The following is a 16,420-nucleotide window of genomic DNA, read 5'->3' as shown; positions in this document are numbered from 1 at the left end:
TCGCTTTCAATTGGGCGTTTACGCCAGCGCTGCCTGGATTTGCTGCAGCGCGGCCGGGTCGTCCATCGACGTCAGGTCACCCGGGCTGCGCCCTTCGCAGATAGCCTGGATCGAACGGCGCAGCAGCTTGCCCGAGCGCGTCTTCGGCAGCTGCGGCACGAACAGCACGCGCGCGGGCCGCGCCACGGCGCCCAGCTGGCGGTCGACGACGGCCATCACTTCGCGCTCCAGCACCGCTTTCGCTTCAACGCTGTCGAAGCCCTGCGGGTCCTTCAGGATCACGAACGCCATCGCCACCTGGCCTTTGAGCTTGTCCTCCACGCCCACCACCGCCACTTCCGACACGTTCGGATGGCTGGTGATGCTTTCCTCGATTTCGCGCGTGCCCAGGCGGTGGCCGGCCACGTTGATCACGTCATCGGTGCGGCCCAAAATAAAGTAATAGCCATCCGCATCGCGCACGCCCCAGTCAAAGGTGGAATACACTTGCCGGCCGCTGAAAGTGGACCAGTAGGTGTCGACGAAACGCGCATCGTCGCCGTAGACCGTCTGCATGCAGCCGGGCGGCAGCGGGCCTTCCAGCACCAGCACGCCCTTCTCGTTCGCGCCGCACTCCTCGCCCGTCGCTTCGTTGAGCAGCTTGACCTGGTAGCCGTACATGGCCAGGCCGGGGCTGCCCAGGCGCGTCGGCGTGTCAGCCACGCCTTTTGCCACCGAGAGGATCGGCCAGCCCGTCTCCGTCTGCCAGTAGTTGTCGATGATGTCCACTTTCAGCTCATCGGCGATCCATTGCGAGGTGGTTTCATCGAGCGGCTCGCCCGCCAGGTACAGCGCCTTCAATGACGACAGGTCATATTTGCGCATCAGTTCCACCGGATGCTTGCGCAGCACACGGATGGCCGTCGGCGCCGAGAACATGCGCGTGACCCTGTATTTCTCGACGATGCTCCACCAGATGCCGGCATCGGGACAGATGGGCAAGCCCTCGTACAGGATGGTGGCCATGCCGGCGATCAGCGGGCCGTACACGATGTAGGAATGGCCCACCACCCAGCCGATATCCGAGGTGGCAAAGAAGGTTTCGCCGGGCTTGCCGCAAAACGTGTATTGCATCGACGACGCCAGCGCCACCGCGTAGCCGCCCACGTCGCGCTGCACGCCCTTTGGTTTACCCGTCGTGCCCGAGGTGTACAGCACATACGACGGCTCGTTCGCTTCGAGCCAGGTGACGGGCACCTGCGCGTCCAGGTGCTGCTCGCGCAGTGTCGCGTAATCGACATCGCGGCCCGGCGTCAGTTCCATCGGCACCAGGTGGCGGTCGACCAGCAATACCTGCTGCGGCTTGTGCGCGGCGATGCGGATGGCTTCGTCGAGCAGCGGCTTGTAGGCAATCGCCTTGCCATTGCGCGAACCCGCATCGGCGGAAAACACCAGCTTGGGCTGCGCATCGTCGATGCGGCTGGCCAGGCTGTTGGCGGCAAAGCCGCCGAACACCACGGAATGCACGGCGCCGATGCGCGCGCAAGCGAGCATGGCGAACGCCGCCTCGGCGATCATCGGCATGTAGATCAGTACGCGGTCGCCCTTGACGACGCCCAGCGACAGCAACATGGCGGCGCAGCGCTCCACTTCGCGCTGCAGTTCGCGAAAACTGTAGCTGCGCTCCGTGTTCGTCTCGGTGGAAATGGAGATCAGCGCGGCGGCATCGCCCTGGCTATCCACCCAGCGGTCCACGGCGTTGTGGCACAAATTGGTGGTGCCGCCGACAAACCACTTGGCGAACGGCGGGCGGGAATAATCGAGCACTTGCGAAAACGGGGTATGCCAGTCGATCTTGTCCGCTTCCTCGCGCCAAAAAGCATCAGGCGTGTCGATCGAGCGTTGATAAAATGCTGCGAAATCCATGTCTCCTCCGGTATGCGTGCATTCTTGTATCGGGGCCTGGCCGAACTGGCCTGGCCACCGCTTGTGTGCATCGCCTGCGTGCCATCCGCCTGCGTATTTTTCCTAAAACGCGTCGCCGGGAACGCGCACAACCCCTTCCATCAGCACGCGTGCGCTGCGGCTCATGATGGCCTTGGTGACGCTCCACACGCCATCGGCCAGCGCCGCTTCCGCGCCCACCATCAGGGTGCCGGACGGGTGGCCGAAGCGCACCGAATTGCGGGGGCCACCGCCGGCCGCCAGGTTGACCAGGGTGCCGAGGATGGCCGCCGCCGTGCCGATGGCGACAGCGGCCGTGCCCATCATGGCGTGATGCAGTTTGCCCATGGACAGGGCGCGCACCAGCAGGTCGATCTCGCCCGCTGCCACCTGCTTGCCGCTGGATGAGACATAGCCGGCCGGCTTGGCGACAAACGCCACTTTCGGCGTGTGCTGGCGCTTCGCCGCCTCGTCAAGATGTGCGATGAGGCCCATGCGTAGCGCGCCATGTGCGCGGATGGTCTCGAAACGGGCCAGCGCGGCCGGATCGCCATTGATGGCGTCCTGCAGTTCCGTGCCCGTGTAGCCGATGGCGTCCGCATCGACAAAAATCGTCGGGATGCCGGCGTTGATCATCGTGACTTTTAACACGCCGATGCCGGGCACGTCGAGGTCATCAACCAGGTTGCCGGTCGGGAACATGGCACCACCGCCGCCCTCTTCCTCCGCGGCCGGATCGAGGAATTCCAGTTTTACTTCGGCGGCCGGGAAAGTCACACCATCGAGTTCGAAATCGCCGGTTTCCTGTACTTCGCCATTCGTCATGGGCACATGGGCGATGATGGTCTTGCCGATATTGGCTTGCCAGATGCGCACCGTGGCGATGCCGTTTGCAGGCACGCGAGCGGCGTCAATCAGGCCGCTGGCAATGGCGAACGAACCGACGGCAGCCGACAGGTTGCCGCAGTTGCCGCTCCAGTCGACAAACGGTTTGTCGATGGAGACCTGGCCGAACAGGTAGTCGACGTCGTGTTCCGGCTTGCTACTTTTCGCCAGGATCACCGTCTTGCTGGTGCTGGAAGTGGCGCCGCCCATGCCGTCGATCTGCTTGCCATAGGGGTCGGGGCTGCCGATCACGCGCAGCAGGAGCGCATCGCGCGCCGCACCCGGCACTTGCGCGCTGGCGGGCAAATCCTGCAGGCGGAAGAACACGCCCTTGCTGGTGCCGCCGCGCATGTAGGTGGCGGGAATTTTAATTTGAGGGGTCTGGGTCATGGGGTTTCCTGAAAAGCCGGGCAGCGCGCGCCTGCACGCCACCCGGTGAATGACGAAGTGCTTACGCGGCCTTGGACGACTCGAGGAAATCCTGGGCAAACCTTTGCAGCACGCCGCCGGCCTCGTAAATCGACACCTCTTCCGCCGTATCGAGGCGGCAGGTAACGGGCACTTCGAGCGTTTCGCCGTCCTTGCGATGAATGACGAGGGTCAAGGTGGAGCGCGGCGTGCGCTCGCCTACGACATCATAGGTTTCGCTGCCATCGAGGCCCAACGTCTTGCGGTTCACGCCAGGCAGAAATTCCAGCGGCAAGACGCCCATGCCCACCAGGTTGGTGCGGTGGATGCGCTCGAACCCTTCGGCCACGATGGCTTCCACGCCGGCCAGGCGCACGCCCTTGGCGGCCCAGTCGCGCGAGGAGCCCTGGCCGTAGTCGGCGCCGGCGATGATGATCAATGGCTGCTTGCGCTCCATGTACACCTCGATGGCTTCCCACATGCGCGAGATTGTGCCTTCCGGCTCGATGCGCGTGAGCGAACCGGCCTTCACCTTGCCGTCCTCGATGACCATCTCGTTTTTCAGGGTCGGATTGGCAAACGTGGCGCGCTGCGCCGTCAAATGGTCGCCCCGGTGCGTGGCGTAGGAATTGAAATCTTCTTCCGGTAAGCCCATCTTCGCCAGGTATTCGCCGGCCGCGCTATCGAGCATGATGGCGTTCGATGGCGACAAGTGGTCGGTGGTGATGTTGTCGCCCAGGACGGCCAGCGGACGCATGCCTTTCAAGGGGCGTGCGCCAGCCAGCGCGCCTTCCCAGTACGGCGGACGGCGGATATACGTCGTCTGCGGACGCCAGTCGTACAGGGGGCTGACCTTGACGCCGTCGTCCGCCTGCGCGGCGAACATCGGAATGTACACCTTGCGGAACTGCTCCGGCTTGACGCTGGAAGCGACGATGGCGTCGATTTCCTCGTCCGAAGGCCAGATATCTTTCAGCAAAATCGGCTTGCCGTCCGCGTCATGGCCCAGCACATCCTTCTCGATATCGAAACGGATGGTGCCGGCGATCGCGTAGGCCACCACCAGCGGCGGCGAGGCGAGGAAAGCCTGCTTCGCGTACGGGTGGATGCGGCCGTCGAAGTTGCGGTTGCCCGACAGGACAGCCGTGGCGTACAGGTCGCGCGACACCACTTCTTCCTGGATGACGGGATCGAGCGCGCCCGACATGCCGTTGCACGAGGTGCAGGCGAAAGCCACGACGCCAAAGCCCAATGTTTCGAGCTCCGGCATCAGGCCCGCTTCCTGCAGATACAGTTCCACGGTTTTCGAGCCGGGCGCCAGCGACGATTTCACCCACGGCTTGCGGGTCAAACCAAGGCGGTTCGCATTGCGCGCGATCAAACCGGCGGCGATCATGTTGCGCGGGTTGTTCGTATTGGTGCAGCTGGTGATGGCCGCGATGATGACGGCGCCGTCCGGCATCTTGCCCGGCTCGTTTTCCACCACGCCGGAAATGCCGCGCGCGGCCAGCTCAGACGTCGGCACGCGGTTGTGCGGGTTCGACGGACCGGCGATATTGCGCACGACGGACGACAGGTCAAACGTCAATACGCGCTCATACTGCGCGTCGACCAGGCTGTCGGCCCACAGGCCCGTTTCTTTGGCATACAGCTCCACCAGTTTAACCAGTTCGTCGTCGCGGCCCGTCAGTTTCAGATATTTGATGGTTTGCGCGTCGATGTAGAACATGGCGGCCGTGGCGCCAAATTCCGGCGCCATGTTGGAAATCGTGGCGCGGTCGCCCAGGGTCAGGTGCGACGCGCCTTCGCCAAAGAATTCCAGGTAGGACGAGACGACCTTCTGCTTGCGCAAAAACTCCGTCAGCGCCAGCACCGTGTCCGTGGCCGTGATCCCCGGCTGCGGTTTGCCCGTCAGCTTGACGCCGATGATGTCGGGCAAGCGCATCCAAGAGGCGCGGCCCAGCATCACGCTTTCCGCTTCCAGGCCGCCCACGCCGATGGCGATCACGCCCAGCGCGTCGACCATCGGCGTATGCGAATCCGTGCCCACCAGGGTGTCGGGATAGGCCACGCCATCCTGCACCTGGATCACGGGCGACATGCGCTCAAGGTTAATCTGGTGCAGGATGCCGTTGCCCGGCGGAATCACATCGACGTTCTTGAACGCCTTCTTGGTCCAGTCGATGAAGTCGAAACGATCTTCATTGCGGCGGTCTTCGATGGCGCGGTTCTTGGCGAAGGCGTCGGGGTCGAAACCGCCGCATTCGACGGCCAGCGAGTGGTCGACCACCAGTTGCGTCGGCACGACAGGGTTGACCAGGGCCGGGTCGCCGCCCTGGGCCGCGATGGCGTCGCGCAAGCCGGCCAGGTCGACCAGGGCCGTCTGTCCCAGGATGTCATGGCAGACGACGCGCGCGGGGAACCATGGGAAATCGAGGTCGCGCCGGCGTTCGATGAACTGGCTCAGCGAAGCATTCAATGTCGCCGGGTCACAGCGGCGCACGAGGTTTTCGGCCAGCACGCGCGAGGTGTAGGGCAAGGTGGCGTAGGCGCCTGGCTGGATCGCATCGACGGCGGCGCGCGTGTCGAAGTAGTCTAGCTGGGTGCCCGGCAAGGATTTGCGGTGCAGGGTATTCATCGGGGTAGTCAATGCAGTACTCATTATTTGCGGTCCTTGATCGGCACGAATTCCAGATCTTCCGGGCCCACGTAGTTGGCGCTCGGGCGGATGATCTTGTTGTCGATGCGCTGCTCGATGATGTGGGCAGCCCAGCCCGAAGTGCGCGAAATGACGAACAGCGGCGTGAACATCGCCGTCGGCACGCCCATCATGTGGTACGACACGGCCGAGAACCAGTCCAGGTTCGGGAACATGTTCTTAATTTCCCACATGACCGATTCCAGGCGCTCGGCGATGTCGAACATTTTCGTGGAGCCGGCTTCCTGCGACAGCGAACGCGCCACTTCCTTGATGACGACGTTGCGCGGGTCGGAAATCGTGTAGACGGGGTGGCCGAAACCGATCACCACTTCCTTGTTGGCCACGCGCTCGCGGATATCCGCTTCCGCTTCATCGGGGTTGTCATAGCGTTTCTGGATCTCCAGCGCCACTTCATTCGCGCCGCCGTGTTTCGGACCGCGCAGCGCGCCGATGGCGCCCGTGATGGCCGAGTGGATGTCCGAACCCGTGCCGGCGATGACGCGGCTGGTGAAGGTCGAGGCGTTGAATTCGTGTTCCGCGTACAGAATCAGCGATGTGTGCATGGCTTTTTCCCACGACGCCGACGGTTTTTCGCCATGCAGCAGGTGCAGGAAGTGGCCGCCGATTGAGTCGTCGTCCGTTTCCACTTCGATGCGCTTGCCGTTATGGCTGTAGTGGTACCAGTACAGCAGCATGGAGCCGAACGACGCCATCAGGCGGTCGGCGATGTCGCGCGCGCCCGGCGCGTTATGGTCGTCTTTTTCCGGCAGGGTGCAGCCCAGCACGGACACGCCCGTGCGCATCACGTCCATCGGGTGGGCGGCGGCCGGCAGCGCTTCCAGCGCCAGCTTCACGGCCGACGGCAAGCCGCGCAGCGATTTCAATTTGGCCTTGTAGCCTTTCAGTTCGGCGGACGTCGGCAGCTTGCCGTGCACCAGCAGATAGGCGATTTCCTCGAACTCGCAGCTGTCGGCCACGTCCAGGATGTCATAGCCGCGGTAATGCAAATCGTTGCCGGTCTTGCCGACCGAGCACAGCGCCGTGTTGCCGGCGGTGACGCCGGACAGGGCGACGGATTTTTTAGGCTTGAAAGTGGCGGCTTGCGGTGCGTTCATTGATTTCTCCAAAAATTGACTAGTCTCGGTTGCGTCACTGCGGGGCCGGCATGCGGCCCCTGCTTCTTGCTTATTTCTGCTTATTTCTTTTGCGCGGCGAACAGCGCATCGAGCTTTTGCTCGAAGTCGTGGTAATTGATCGATTCATACAGCTCCATGCGCGTCTGCATGGTGTCGACGACATTCTTTTGCGTGCCATCGCGGCGCAGCGCCTGGTACACGTTTTCCGCCGCCTTGTTCATGGCGCGGAAGGCGGACAGCGGATACAGGGCCAGGCCCACGTGCGCGCTGCGCAATTCGTCCAGCGTGAACAGCGGCGTGGAACCGAATTCCGTGATGTTGGCCAAAATCGGCACGTTGACGGCCTTGGCGAAGGTGGCGTACATGTCCAGATCCGTGATGGCTTCCGGGAAGATCATGTCGGCGCCCGCTTCGACGCAGGCGACGGCGCGTTCCAGCGCCGCTTCCAGGCCATCGACGGCCAGCGCATCGGTGCGTGCCATGATGACGAAATTCGGGTCCGTGCGCGCATCGACGGCCGCCTTGATGCGGTCGACCATTTCTTCCTTGCTCACGATTTCCTTGCCAGGACGGTGACCGCAGCGCTTGGCGCCCACCTGGTCTTCAATGTGCAGGCCAGCCGCGCCGAACTTGATCATCGATTTCACCGTGCGCGCCACGTTGAAGGCGGACGAACCGAAGCCCGTGTCGGCGTCGACCAGCAGCGGCAGGTCGCACACGTCAGTGATGCGGCGGATATCGGTCAGCACGTCGTCCAGGCTGGAAATGCCCAGGTCGGGCAAGCCCAGCGAGCCGGCCGCGACGCCGCCGCCGGACAGGTAGATAGCCTTGTAGCCGGCGCGCTTGGCCAGCAAGGCGTGGTTGGCGTTGATGGCGCCGACGACTTGCAACGGGGATTCTTCCTGGACGGCCTTGCGGAATGCGGCACCTGCTGAGTATTGAGTCATGTGTTCACCTTATGGGTTTCGGATGGTCCCGAATGTTTCACGGAGTGGCTATGAGCATGGGTATTGCAAATGCCGTGCCAGGACCCTTCGACCAGAGGAAAAACCCGTTGTTGCAGAGCGAAAAGGCGAGCAAACGGCTGTAGCGGCCACGCAGCGTGGCTGTCACGCGAGGGAACAGCGATGTCACGTTTGGCGTCAACAATGTCTCATAATTGTTTCAAGCAATTCATTTTGAAACATTGAATGAAACATGCAACAGGCAAGGAAAAAGCGGGAATGAAAAAAAACAGCCGGCGAGCGCCGGCTGAGAGTGATATTTCGAAGTAAAACTAGGCCAGCCTTACCAGCGGATTGGCGATGATGTTGTCGATCTGGCGCACGGCTTCTTCGCAGGCGGCGGCAATCGCGCCGTCCTCGTCGTCGCGCACGAATTGCATGGTCGAGCCTTCGAATACCTCCAGGCCTTCCGCGGTGGCGCGTTCGATGTCGCAGCTGGCCGACCATTTGCCATCGGTGGTGGGCACGGCCAGGGGAACGATTTCCCAACCTTTATAGTGAATTTTAGAACTGTTATCCATGGGGTGCCTCCTTCGTGACTGACTCAATAGTGGAAATCGTAGCATGAAGCGCGGCTGGCAGGGACGTGTTTCACGCGCCAGCCGTAGTCCGCTCACTTTCGGGCTAAACGATTTACGCTGGCTCAAGGGCGCAGCAGATTATCCACTTCCGTCTTCGCTACTTCCAGGCCAGCCGTGCAAGCCGTCTCGGGGGCCGCGTAACCGCCCAGGGTGCGGCTGCGCGTGATCGCCTGCGCCTGCGGCTCGCCCTCACGCTGCAGGCGGTAGGTAAAATCCCATAAATCGTCGTTATCCTTTTGCGGGGTCACGGAAATCGTAAAACCGCGGTACTGTTCGCTGCGTGCAGTGATATCGTTCATGAATTCCTCCTTGGAAGAATGAGGTTACCATGCAGCAAGCGTCAGGGTGCGCACGACTGTGACGGGCGCTTATCTGTTTTTCGCATGTTAAATGTCCATTTTCAGCATTTTTTTAGCGAACTCTGGCGATATAATGCCCTTCCTTGCCCGTCCCTTGCCGCCGTGATGACTCCACAAATCCAAGCTTTCTTCGACCCCGCCACCGCCACCGTCACCTACGTTGTGTATGAGGCCGATGGCCGCGACTGCGCCATCATCGATTCCGTGCTCGACTACGATCCCAAGGCGGGCCGCACGTCCACCGCTTCGGCCGACAAGGTGATCGCCTTCGTGCGCGAACATGGCTTGCAGTGCCGCTGGCTGCTGGAAACCCATGCGCATGCCGACCACCTTTCCGCCGCGCCCTACCTGCAGCAGCAGCTGGGCGGCGACGTGGCCATCGGCGCCGCCATCCAGACGGTGCAGCAGGCGTTCGCGGCCGTCTACCACCAGGATGACGCCAGGGCCGACGGCTCGCAATTCGACCAGCTGTTCGCGCCCGACCAGGTGTTTCATATCGGCAAGCTGGAAGTGCGCGCGCTGCACGTGCCCGGCCACACGCCGGCCGACCTGGCGTACCAGATCGGCGACGCCGTCTTCGTCGGCGACACCCTGTTCATGCCGGACGTAGGCTCGGCCCGCTGCGATTTCCCCGGCGGTTCCGCTGCCCTGCTGTACCGCTCCGCGCAGCGCTTGCTGTCGCTGCCGCCGCAAACGCGGCTGTTCATGTGCCACGACTACCCGCCCAATGGCCGCGAGGCGCGCTGGGAAGTGACGGTGGCGGAACAGCGCGCAGGCAACATCCACTTGCGCGACGGCATCACGGAAGACCAATTCGTGGCCATGCGCACCAGCCGCGATGCCACCCTCGACATGCCGACCTTGATCCTGCCCGCCATCCAGGTCAACATCAATGCAGGCAAGCTGCCCGAGCCGGAAGACAACGGCGTGCGCTACCTCAAAATACCGCTGAACGCGATCTGATTCCTCCGGCAATCCCCGCCCCTCGCACCTCCTTTCTTGACACCACGCAAGTTCCAACTCAGGCAATCCGCATACAGTGCAGATTGCCTGAGTTCGCTTTGGCGCCGCCTTTTCCTGCTTAACGCTGACGGAGCGCCCGCATGTCGCCCGACCCTACGCTCGATAGCAATTGCATCCTGCTCTCCGAAGCCGAAGGCACGACCTTGTTCAGCCATGCGCTGCTCAAGGCCGTCACGCGCTTGCCGCGTCCCGGCATCATCATCTTCGTGCACGGCGTCAATTCCAACGGTGAATGGTATGAGCAGGCGGAACAAGGCCTGTGCGAAGGCCTGAATGCCCGCCTGAAACGCCGCGATGAGGACCTGGCAATCCCCGGCCCGGCCGCCGGGCAGATGCTGGCCGCCACTTACGCACCCGAATTAACGGATGACGGCTTCCTCAATCCCAAGCGCAATGCCACCACCTTCCTGCAAGCGGACGACGCCAATTCGCCCGTGATCCGCTTTCGCTGGGGCTACAAGGCCAACGGCGAGGAATTGCAGGCGTTTGGCGACGGCATCTATCTCAACGAAAAGAATTACTGGGGCGGCGGACCGTTCGCCAACGGCTGCAGCGCCCTGCCTGATCTGTGGGGCAAGGGTTTGTCGGAAGAACTGTTCCTGTGGATGCATATCCAGCACATGAACCCGACGAATGACCGGCAAGTGTATGCCTGTCCGCCACGCCCGTATTTTGTGTTCGCCGCCTGGCGCCTGGCGCGGCTCGTGCAATCGATCAGAACGTGCCAGCACGACGCGCCCGTCACCATCGTCTGCCATAGCCAGGGCAATATGGTGGCTATGGCGGCCGCCTTTCTCGGCGAGACGCTGGGCGCTTCCGCCGTGGCCGACTGTTACGTACTGTGCAACCCGCCCTACAGCCTGCTCGACAGCAATTTCACGGAAAACTGGGTCAGCGGCCATTTGACGGATGAGCACGGCAACACGGGCCGGCAAAAGTATGCGGCGCGCACGCAAACCTTGAAAACGTTTTTCAACATCCTGCGCACCCGCTCGGCAATGCAGCAGGATGCCGCCTTTGTCGACGAGTGCAGTGCCAATCGCAAACCTGAACGCAAGGATAGCTATACGGCCGCGTTCGACCGCGCAGACTATGGCTTGCGGGACTCTACCTATAGCAGGGTCACCCTGTATTTCAATCCGCACGACCAGGTGATTTCCGCCACGCCCGTGCAAGGCATAGGCTGGCGCGGCTTGTCGGCACAGGAAATTGCCGATACGGGCGGCGACGGCGTCTTCACCCAGCGCGTGTTTGCGCAAAACCACCTTGTCGGCCAGGAAAATGAAAAGGACTACGATATCTGGCAGCGCAATGGCCAGCCATTGACGCCGGACAGCCTCGATTTCTGGCACCCGCGTTCACTTGTCGCCGAGTACTCGATCAAAAAGGGCATGCGGGCCGGCAAAGGCATCGGACGCAAGATACTGACCTTTTTGTTCGCGCCCATCGCCATCGTGCTTTCCAAAGCAGCCGGCACGCGCATCAACGCCCTGCCGCCCAAGTCCTGGCGGCTGCCGATGAAGGCGCCCAAGCTGCCCGAGGCATTCCTGCCGCACTCGAAGCGCTTTGCCGACATCAGCGACCAGTTTGACGAAGGCTGCGATGCCCCGGCCGACTCCCTGCACAAAGACCGCGCCGCCGAAGCCGATGGCGCGTATGCGCCCTACCGTTCCCAGGGCAAGGGCGATGCGCAAACCGAGGCGGCGCTGCGCTATGAACAGAACGCCATGCTGCGCATGCAGGCCAGGCGCGACGGCTGGGTCGAAAAAGGAAAGCCTGTGACGGCGGTGGACAAGCCGGAGGAGGCTAGCAAGGAATTCAATGCCTGGCGCAAGCAGGAAATTCAGAACTACCTGGCTGCCAACATCGACGCCCACGCCACCGATCACTCGACCATCATGACCAATTCCGAGCATGCGCAAAAGGCACTGGCGTATGACGTGGCGGTGGGGGTGTGCACGATCAGGCAGGAGGCGTTGCGCGAATTAAGGGTCGCGGCGGATTGGCAAATACTAAGAGGACTGGAGAATACCGACAAAAACAAAGAATTTTTTGAGTACTACAACAAGGGGAAATTTAAAGGAGTACCTCTATTTGAATGGGCAAATGATAAAGATAGCCCCGCCAAAAAACCAGAAAGCATCGTTGACGAGCGCCAGAATGCCAGGCCTGCCGACATTTCCACCAACTTTGCGCTGAGGACCGACGGTGCGTAAGTTCATTGCCACGCCGCGCCAGCGACTGGCTTGGGCGCTCGCCGCATCTCTCATTGTCATTTGCCTTGCGCTCTGGCTCAACTGGTCAAGCTATGCAGGTCACCAGACTATCCATTCACCTGGAGAACTCATGAAACAGTTCCTTGCGCTACCCGTGCTCGCCGCTTTCTCCCTATTTACGCTATTGACGGCCTGCGCCGTGCAGCCTGCGCAGAAAGAAGACGCTCTCCCAGCAAGCACGGCCCACGTTCCCTTCCGAGCGCAAGTGGTGGGCCTGCAGTGGCTCAATCCGCTGCAGCGGCTCGACTATCCGACCGAGTGGCAGCTGCTATGGACGTTGGGATTGGCCAAGCCCAACGAAAATGACGATATGGTCAGGACGGATCCCAGGGGCTTCAGCACCTTGCAGGCCGTCGCCCCCATTGCTCACGATATCAATGGCAGGGAAACGTTCAAGGGTTACCACCATAAGTATTTACAAGAACTGATGAGCAATTTCCACGATATCTATTTTTCCAGCCCCACCTACTTCTACCACGTCTACCCCAAGGATCAAAAACAGAACTGGCGCGAACTGGCCGGCATCCGCGTGGAGTATGCCCTGCCTGAAGGGAAATTCGATCCGCCAGAAGTTCATCAGACAATAAAAGATGAAATTATCAGCAACTTCGACATCGGCAACACCCACTTCCCCACGCTCTGGACCCGCGCCACCCCACCCGATGTGCGCATCACCTTGGGCGGCAACAATGCAGGCTTCATCTCGCTGCAAGCCGCGCTGGCCTACCTGGAAGCGCATCCGCAGCAAACCGTATGGGTCATGAACTGGGATGCGCCGAGCCAGCCGAAAACCATGCAGATCAATGAAAACCTGGCGCTGCTGGTGCTGGCCGGCCCTGATTACAAAACGGAGCGGGCGGCGCTGGCGTGGATAGGCTATCCGGCCACGAAAAATGTGGCCGATTTTGAACTGAGCAAGGACCAGCCGCCGCGCGCCGTGCAGGCCTGGCAGGCGCTATTTGCCGAAGCGGCGCGCCAGGGCGGCAAGACGGAGACCGATATTGGCTACGTCATCCACGACGCCAACCAGACCTTGCTCACCTCCTCCGATCGCCTGGGCCAGCTGGCGCAGGCGCTGACGCTGGAAATACCCAACTTCGACTTCCTGCCGCAGACTTTCAATACGCCGGCCTTGCTGGGTGAAATGGGCGCCGGCACGGCGCTGACCAACGTGGCCTTGGGCATCGCCCATGCGAACCACGTCGGCAAACCCGTGCTGGTGGCCGGCACCAGCGATCCTGCCAGCGTCACGGGCGTGCTGGTGTCGCCGCCGGACAAGGTACGGCCCATCAATCACGACAAGCCTTGGTTCCGCGCGCGCGGCGAAAACCATGCGTATTTGCCGTGGTGGGGCATCCGTCACGATACGGCGGACGATATGCAGGGTTACTCAGATTGAAGTCCGAAGGCAATGCTCCTCACATGGCGTCAAACGCAATAACACAATGCAAATGATGCGTCTTCCGCCATGCCAGATCCCTCAGTACCATGTGGTGACCCTATTCGAGGATCCGCCACGCCATGCAACCACCTTCAAAACCCGCGCTACCCGACCAGCAAGCCACCGAAGCCGGTAGCGCCACGCGCCCCGTGCGCGGCGCGCTTGCCTGCCTGTCGCTGGCGATGCTGTTGCCCGCGCTGGGCACCAGTATCGCCAACGTGGGCTTGCCCGACATGGCGAGAGCACTGCAGGCGCCGTTCCAGGATGTGCAATGGATTGTGCTCGCGTATCTGCTGGCCATCACCGCCCTGATCGTCAGCGTGGGCCGCCTTGGCGACATGGTCGGCCGGCGCCGCCTGCTGCTGGCCGGCATCGCGCTGTTTGCCCTTGCTTCCATCCTGTGTGCCCTGGCGCCCACCTTGTGGCTGCTGGTTGCCGCGCGCGCCCTGCAGGGACTGGGCGCCTCCGTCATGATGGCGCTGACCATGGCCTTCGTCGGCAGTACCGTGCCCAAGGCCAGGACGGGCAGCGCCATGGGCCTGCTCGGCACCATGTCCGCCGTCGGCACCACGCTTGGCCCCGCGCTGGGCGGCCTGCTGATCGCGCGCTTCGGCTGGCCAGCCATTTTCCTCGTCAACGTGCCGCTGGCCGGCGTGGCGCTGCTGCTGGCCTGGCGCTACCTGCCGGCGGACCAGCGCGGCGCGCACGCCCAACGGCCCGTCTTCGACCACCGCGGCACGGTGCTGCTGGCGCTGACCCTGGGCGCCTATGCGCTGGCCATGACCCTGGGCCGCGGCCATTTCGGCGCGCGCAACGTGGCGCTGCTGCTGGCCGCCTGCGTTGGCGCCATCCTGTTTGTCCGGGTCGAACTGAAGGCGCCGGCGCCGCTGATACGCCTGGCCATGCTGCGCGCGCCCGTGCTCAGCGCCGGCCTGGCGACCAGCATGCTGGTCTCGACGGTGATGATGTCCACCCTGGTGGTCGGCCCCTTCTACCTGGCGCGCGGCCTGGACCTGGGCACGGCCGCCACCGGCATGGTACTGGCAGCCGGACCGCTGGTGGCGGCGTTCTGCGGCGTGCCGTCCGGCTGGCTGGTGGACCGCTACGGCGCGCAGCGCATGGGCGGCGCGGGCCTGTGCGGCGCAGCCGGCGCCTGCCTGGCACTGGCCCTGCTGCCCGCCAGCCTGGGCATTGCCGGCTATGTCGTCCCGATCATGCTGCTCACAGCCAGCTATGCACTGTTCCAGGCAGCCAACAATACGGCAGTGATGGGCGATATCGTTCCCGAGCAGCGCGGCGTCATCTCCGGCATGCTCAATCTGTCGCGCAATCTGGGCCTCGTCACGGGCGCCTCCGTGATGGGCGCCGTCTTCGCTGCCGGCATCAGCGATATCGCCAGTGCTCCGCCAGCCGCCATGATCGGCGGCATGCACGCCACCTTTGGCGTGGCCAGCGCGCTGGCGCTCGCAGCGCTGGCCATTTTCGTGCTCGGCCGCGCCCTGGCCAAGCCACCCACGCCTTCTGGAGACCCCGCATGATGCGCCACCGTCCGATCCCGTCCCTGCCCGTCCCGCTGTTACTGCTGCTGGCCCTGGCCTGCAACGCCACGTTATCCGGCTGCGGCCGTTCCCAGGCCGCGCCTGGCGACCCGCCGCCCAAGCCCACCGTGTCCGTGGCGCTGCCCGAATCGTCGATGGTGCAGGCGACCCTCGACTACACGGGCCGCATCGAACCGTCGCAGCGCGTGGAAGTGCGCTCGCGCGTGTCGGGCTATTTGCAGCAGATCACCTTTCGCGATGGCCAGCAGGTCAAGGCCGGCGATGCGCTGTTCGTCATCGACCCGCGCCCCTTCGCGGCGGCGCGCGACCGTGCCCGGGCCGGCCTGGCCCAGGCCAATGCACGCAGCAAGCTGGCCACGGCCCAGTTCGAGCGCAGCAGCCGGCTGCAGCAAACGGGCGCAGCCAGCACCGAGGAGCTGGAACGGGCGCGCGGCGAACTGGAAGGCGCGCAGGCGGCCGTCATGCTGAGCCAGGCGGAATTACGCAGCGCCGAACTGGAACTGTCTTTTACCACCATGCGCGCGCCCATCGCCGGCACCGTGTCGGACCGCCGCGTCGATGTCGGCAACTACGTGGCCGGCGGCGCGGCGCAAAGCGGCATACTGACCACCATCGTCGCGCACAGCCCCGTGCGCGCCATGGTCGACCTGTCGGAAGCGGATTTCCAGCGCCTGCGCCAGCAAAGCAAACTGCCATCGAAGGTGCAACTGGCATTCGACGGCGGCGGCCCCGCGCAGGATGCCAGCGTGGACTTTGTCGACAACGAAATCAGCGCCCGCTCTGGCACCGTGCGCCTGCGCGCCAGCCTGGCCAACGCCGACCGCGCCATCATGCCGGGCAGCTTTGCGCGCGTGCGCATCCCCGTCGGCGCGGCGCAGGAGCGCCTGCTGGTGCCCGACGCCGCCATACTCAGCGACCAGAACAAAAAGATGGTGTTCGTCGTGGACGCGGCGGGCAAGGTGGCGCCGCGCAAACTGGCACTGGGCGGCCTGCGGGGCGACAAGCAGATCGTGCTGTCCGGCCTCGGACCGCACGATAAAGTCATCGTCTCCGGCGCGGCCAAGGTGCGCCCGGGCGACCAAGTGCTGGTGGCCGCTGCGCGCGCCAGCGGCGCATAAGGAGAG

General features: G+C 63.2%; 12 protein-coding genes. 5 read left to right on the top strand and 7 right to left on the bottom strand.

Features of this window, described 5'->3' with window-relative positions; translation table 11 throughout:
* Positions 1 to 18 precede the first annotated feature (18 nt).
* The 7 genes from CSQ93_RS15335 to CSQ93_RS15305 form a co-directional block, all read right to left on the bottom strand.
* A complete protein-coding gene (locus tag CSQ93_RS15335) occupies positions 19 to 1,905 on the bottom strand; it encodes a propionate--CoA ligase (protein ID WP_099378772.1) in 1,887 nt (628 codons plus the stop codon).
* A gap of 102 nt (positions 1,906 to 2,007) precedes the next feature.
* Positions 2,008 to 3,198, bottom strand: a complete 1,191-nt coding sequence (prpF, locus tag CSQ93_RS15330) for a 2-methylaconitate cis-trans isomerase PrpF (RefSeq protein WP_099378771.1) — start codon at positions 3,196 to 3,198, stop codon at positions 2,008 to 2,010.
* 61 nt (positions 3,199 to 3,259) lie between these two features.
* The gene (acnD, locus tag CSQ93_RS15325; protein ID WP_099378770.1) at positions 3,260 to 5,854 is read right to left on the bottom strand and encodes a Fe/S-dependent 2-methylisocitrate dehydratase AcnD; all 2,595 of its coding nucleotides are present in this window, start codon (positions 5,852 to 5,854) and stop codon (positions 3,260 to 3,262) included.
* 23 nt (positions 5,855 to 5,877) lie between these two features.
* Positions 5,878 to 7,032: a bifunctional 2-methylcitrate synthase/citrate synthase gene (prpC, locus tag CSQ93_RS15320; protein ID WP_035819899.1), complete on the bottom strand. Its 1,155-nt coding sequence runs from the start codon at positions 7,030 to 7,032 to the stop codon at positions 5,878 to 5,880.
* A gap of 80 nt (positions 7,033 to 7,112) precedes the next feature.
* Entirely contained in the window at positions 7,113 to 8,000 is an 888-nt protein-coding gene (gene prpB, locus CSQ93_RS15315) for a methylisocitrate lyase (protein ID WP_034783951.1), read from the bottom strand.
* Between the two features lie 329 nt (positions 8,001 to 8,329).
* Positions 8,330 to 8,578: a hypothetical protein gene (locus CSQ93_RS15310; RefSeq protein ID WP_076571626.1), complete on the bottom strand. Its 249-nt coding sequence runs from the start codon at positions 8,576 to 8,578 to the stop codon at positions 8,330 to 8,332.
* 122 nt (positions 8,579 to 8,700) lie between these two features.
* Complete coding sequence (locus tag CSQ93_RS15305) at positions 8,701 to 8,937, bottom strand: hypothetical protein (protein WP_099378769.1); 237 nt, start codon at positions 8,935 to 8,937, stop codon at positions 8,701 to 8,703.
* A 165-nt stretch (positions 8,938 to 9,102) separates the two neighbouring features.
* Between CSQ93_RS15305 and CSQ93_RS15300 the strand changes: the two genes are divergently transcribed.
* The 5 genes from CSQ93_RS15300 to CSQ93_RS15280 all read left to right on the top strand — a co-directional run bounded on the left by CSQ93_RS15300 (position 9,103) and on the right by CSQ93_RS15280 (position 16,414).
* A complete protein-coding gene (locus tag CSQ93_RS15300; protein WP_099378768.1) occupies positions 9,103 to 9,960 on the top strand; it encodes an MBL fold metallo-hydrolase in 858 nt (285 codons plus the stop codon).
* Between the two features lie 140 nt (positions 9,961 to 10,100).
* A complete protein-coding gene (locus CSQ93_RS15295) occupies positions 10,101 to 12,236 on the top strand; it encodes a T6SS effector phospholipase Tle3 domain-containing protein (RefSeq protein WP_099378767.1) in 2,136 nt (711 codons plus the stop codon).
* A 130-nt stretch (positions 12,237 to 12,366) separates the two neighbouring features.
* Positions 12,367 to 13,695 (top strand): virulence factor, encoded by a 1,329-nt coding sequence (locus tag CSQ93_RS15290; RefSeq protein WP_233516198.1) that lies wholly within the window; start codon positions 12,367 to 12,369, stop codon positions 13,693 to 13,695.
* Between the two features lie 122 nt (positions 13,696 to 13,817).
* Positions 13,818 to 15,275, top strand: a complete 1,458-nt coding sequence (locus CSQ93_RS15285; RefSeq protein ID WP_158301242.1) for an MFS transporter — start codon at positions 13,818 to 13,820, stop codon at positions 15,273 to 15,275.
* Positions 15,272 to 16,414 carry an efflux RND transporter periplasmic adaptor subunit gene (locus CSQ93_RS15280; protein WP_099378766.1) on the top strand — a complete coding sequence of 381 codons (1,143 nt, stop codon included), beginning with the start codon at positions 15,272 to 15,274 and terminating at the stop codon, positions 16,412 to 16,414. The genes CSQ93_RS15285 and CSQ93_RS15280 overlap by 4 nt, the downstream gene beginning before the upstream one ends.
* The last annotated feature ends 6 nt before the right edge of the window (positions 16,415 to 16,420 follow it).

It is taken from the genome of Janthinobacterium sp. BJB426, assembly GCF_002735705.1.
GTDB lineage: Bacteria > Pseudomonadota > Gammaproteobacteria > Burkholderiales > Burkholderiaceae_D > Janthinobacterium.
The sequence above is the reverse complement of the archived record's forward strand: the minus strand, read 5'-3'. Positions and strand labels throughout refer to the sequence as shown.

Coding starts and splice junctions, on each gene's coding strand:
- CSQ93_RS15335 (WP_099378772.1), bottom strand. CDS start 1,905: ATGGATTTCGCAGCATTTTATCAACGCTCGATCGACACGCCTGATGCT.
- prpF (WP_099378771.1), bottom strand. CDS start 3,198: ATGACCCAGACCCCTCAAATTAAAATTCCCGCCACCTACATGCGCGGC.
- acnD (WP_099378770.1), bottom strand. CDS start 5,854: ATGAATACCCTGCACCGCAAATCCTTGCCGGGCACCCAGCTAGACTAC.
- prpC (WP_035819899.1), bottom strand. CDS start 7,032: ATGAACGCACCGCAAGCCGCCACTTTCAAGCCTAAAAAATCCGTCGCC.
- prpB (WP_034783951.1), bottom strand. CDS start 8,000: ATGACTCAATACTCAGCAGGTGCCGCATTCCGCAAGGCCGTCCAGGAA.
- CSQ93_RS15310 (WP_076571626.1), bottom strand. CDS start 8,578: ATGGATAACAGTTCTAAAATTCACTATAAAGGTTGGGAAATCGTTCCC.
- CSQ93_RS15305 (WP_099378769.1), bottom strand. CDS start 8,937: ATGAACGATATCACTGCACGCAGCGAACAGTACCGCGGTTTTACGATT.
- CSQ93_RS15300 (WP_099378768.1), top strand. CDS start 9,103: ATGACTCCACAAATCCAAGCTTTCTTCGACCCCGCCACCGCCACCGTC.
- CSQ93_RS15295 (WP_099378767.1), top strand. CDS start 10,101: ATGTCGCCCGACCCTACGCTCGATAGCAATTGCATCCTGCTCTCCGAA.
- CSQ93_RS15290 (WP_233516198.1), top strand. CDS start 12,367: ATGAAACAGTTCCTTGCGCTACCCGTGCTCGCCGCTTTCTCCCTATTT.
- CSQ93_RS15285 (WP_158301242.1), top strand. CDS start 13,818: ATGCAACCACCTTCAAAACCCGCGCTACCCGACCAGCAAGCCACCGAA.
- CSQ93_RS15280 (WP_099378766.1), top strand. CDS start 15,272: ATGATGCGCCACCGTCCGATCCCGTCCCTGCCCGTCCCGCTGTTACTG.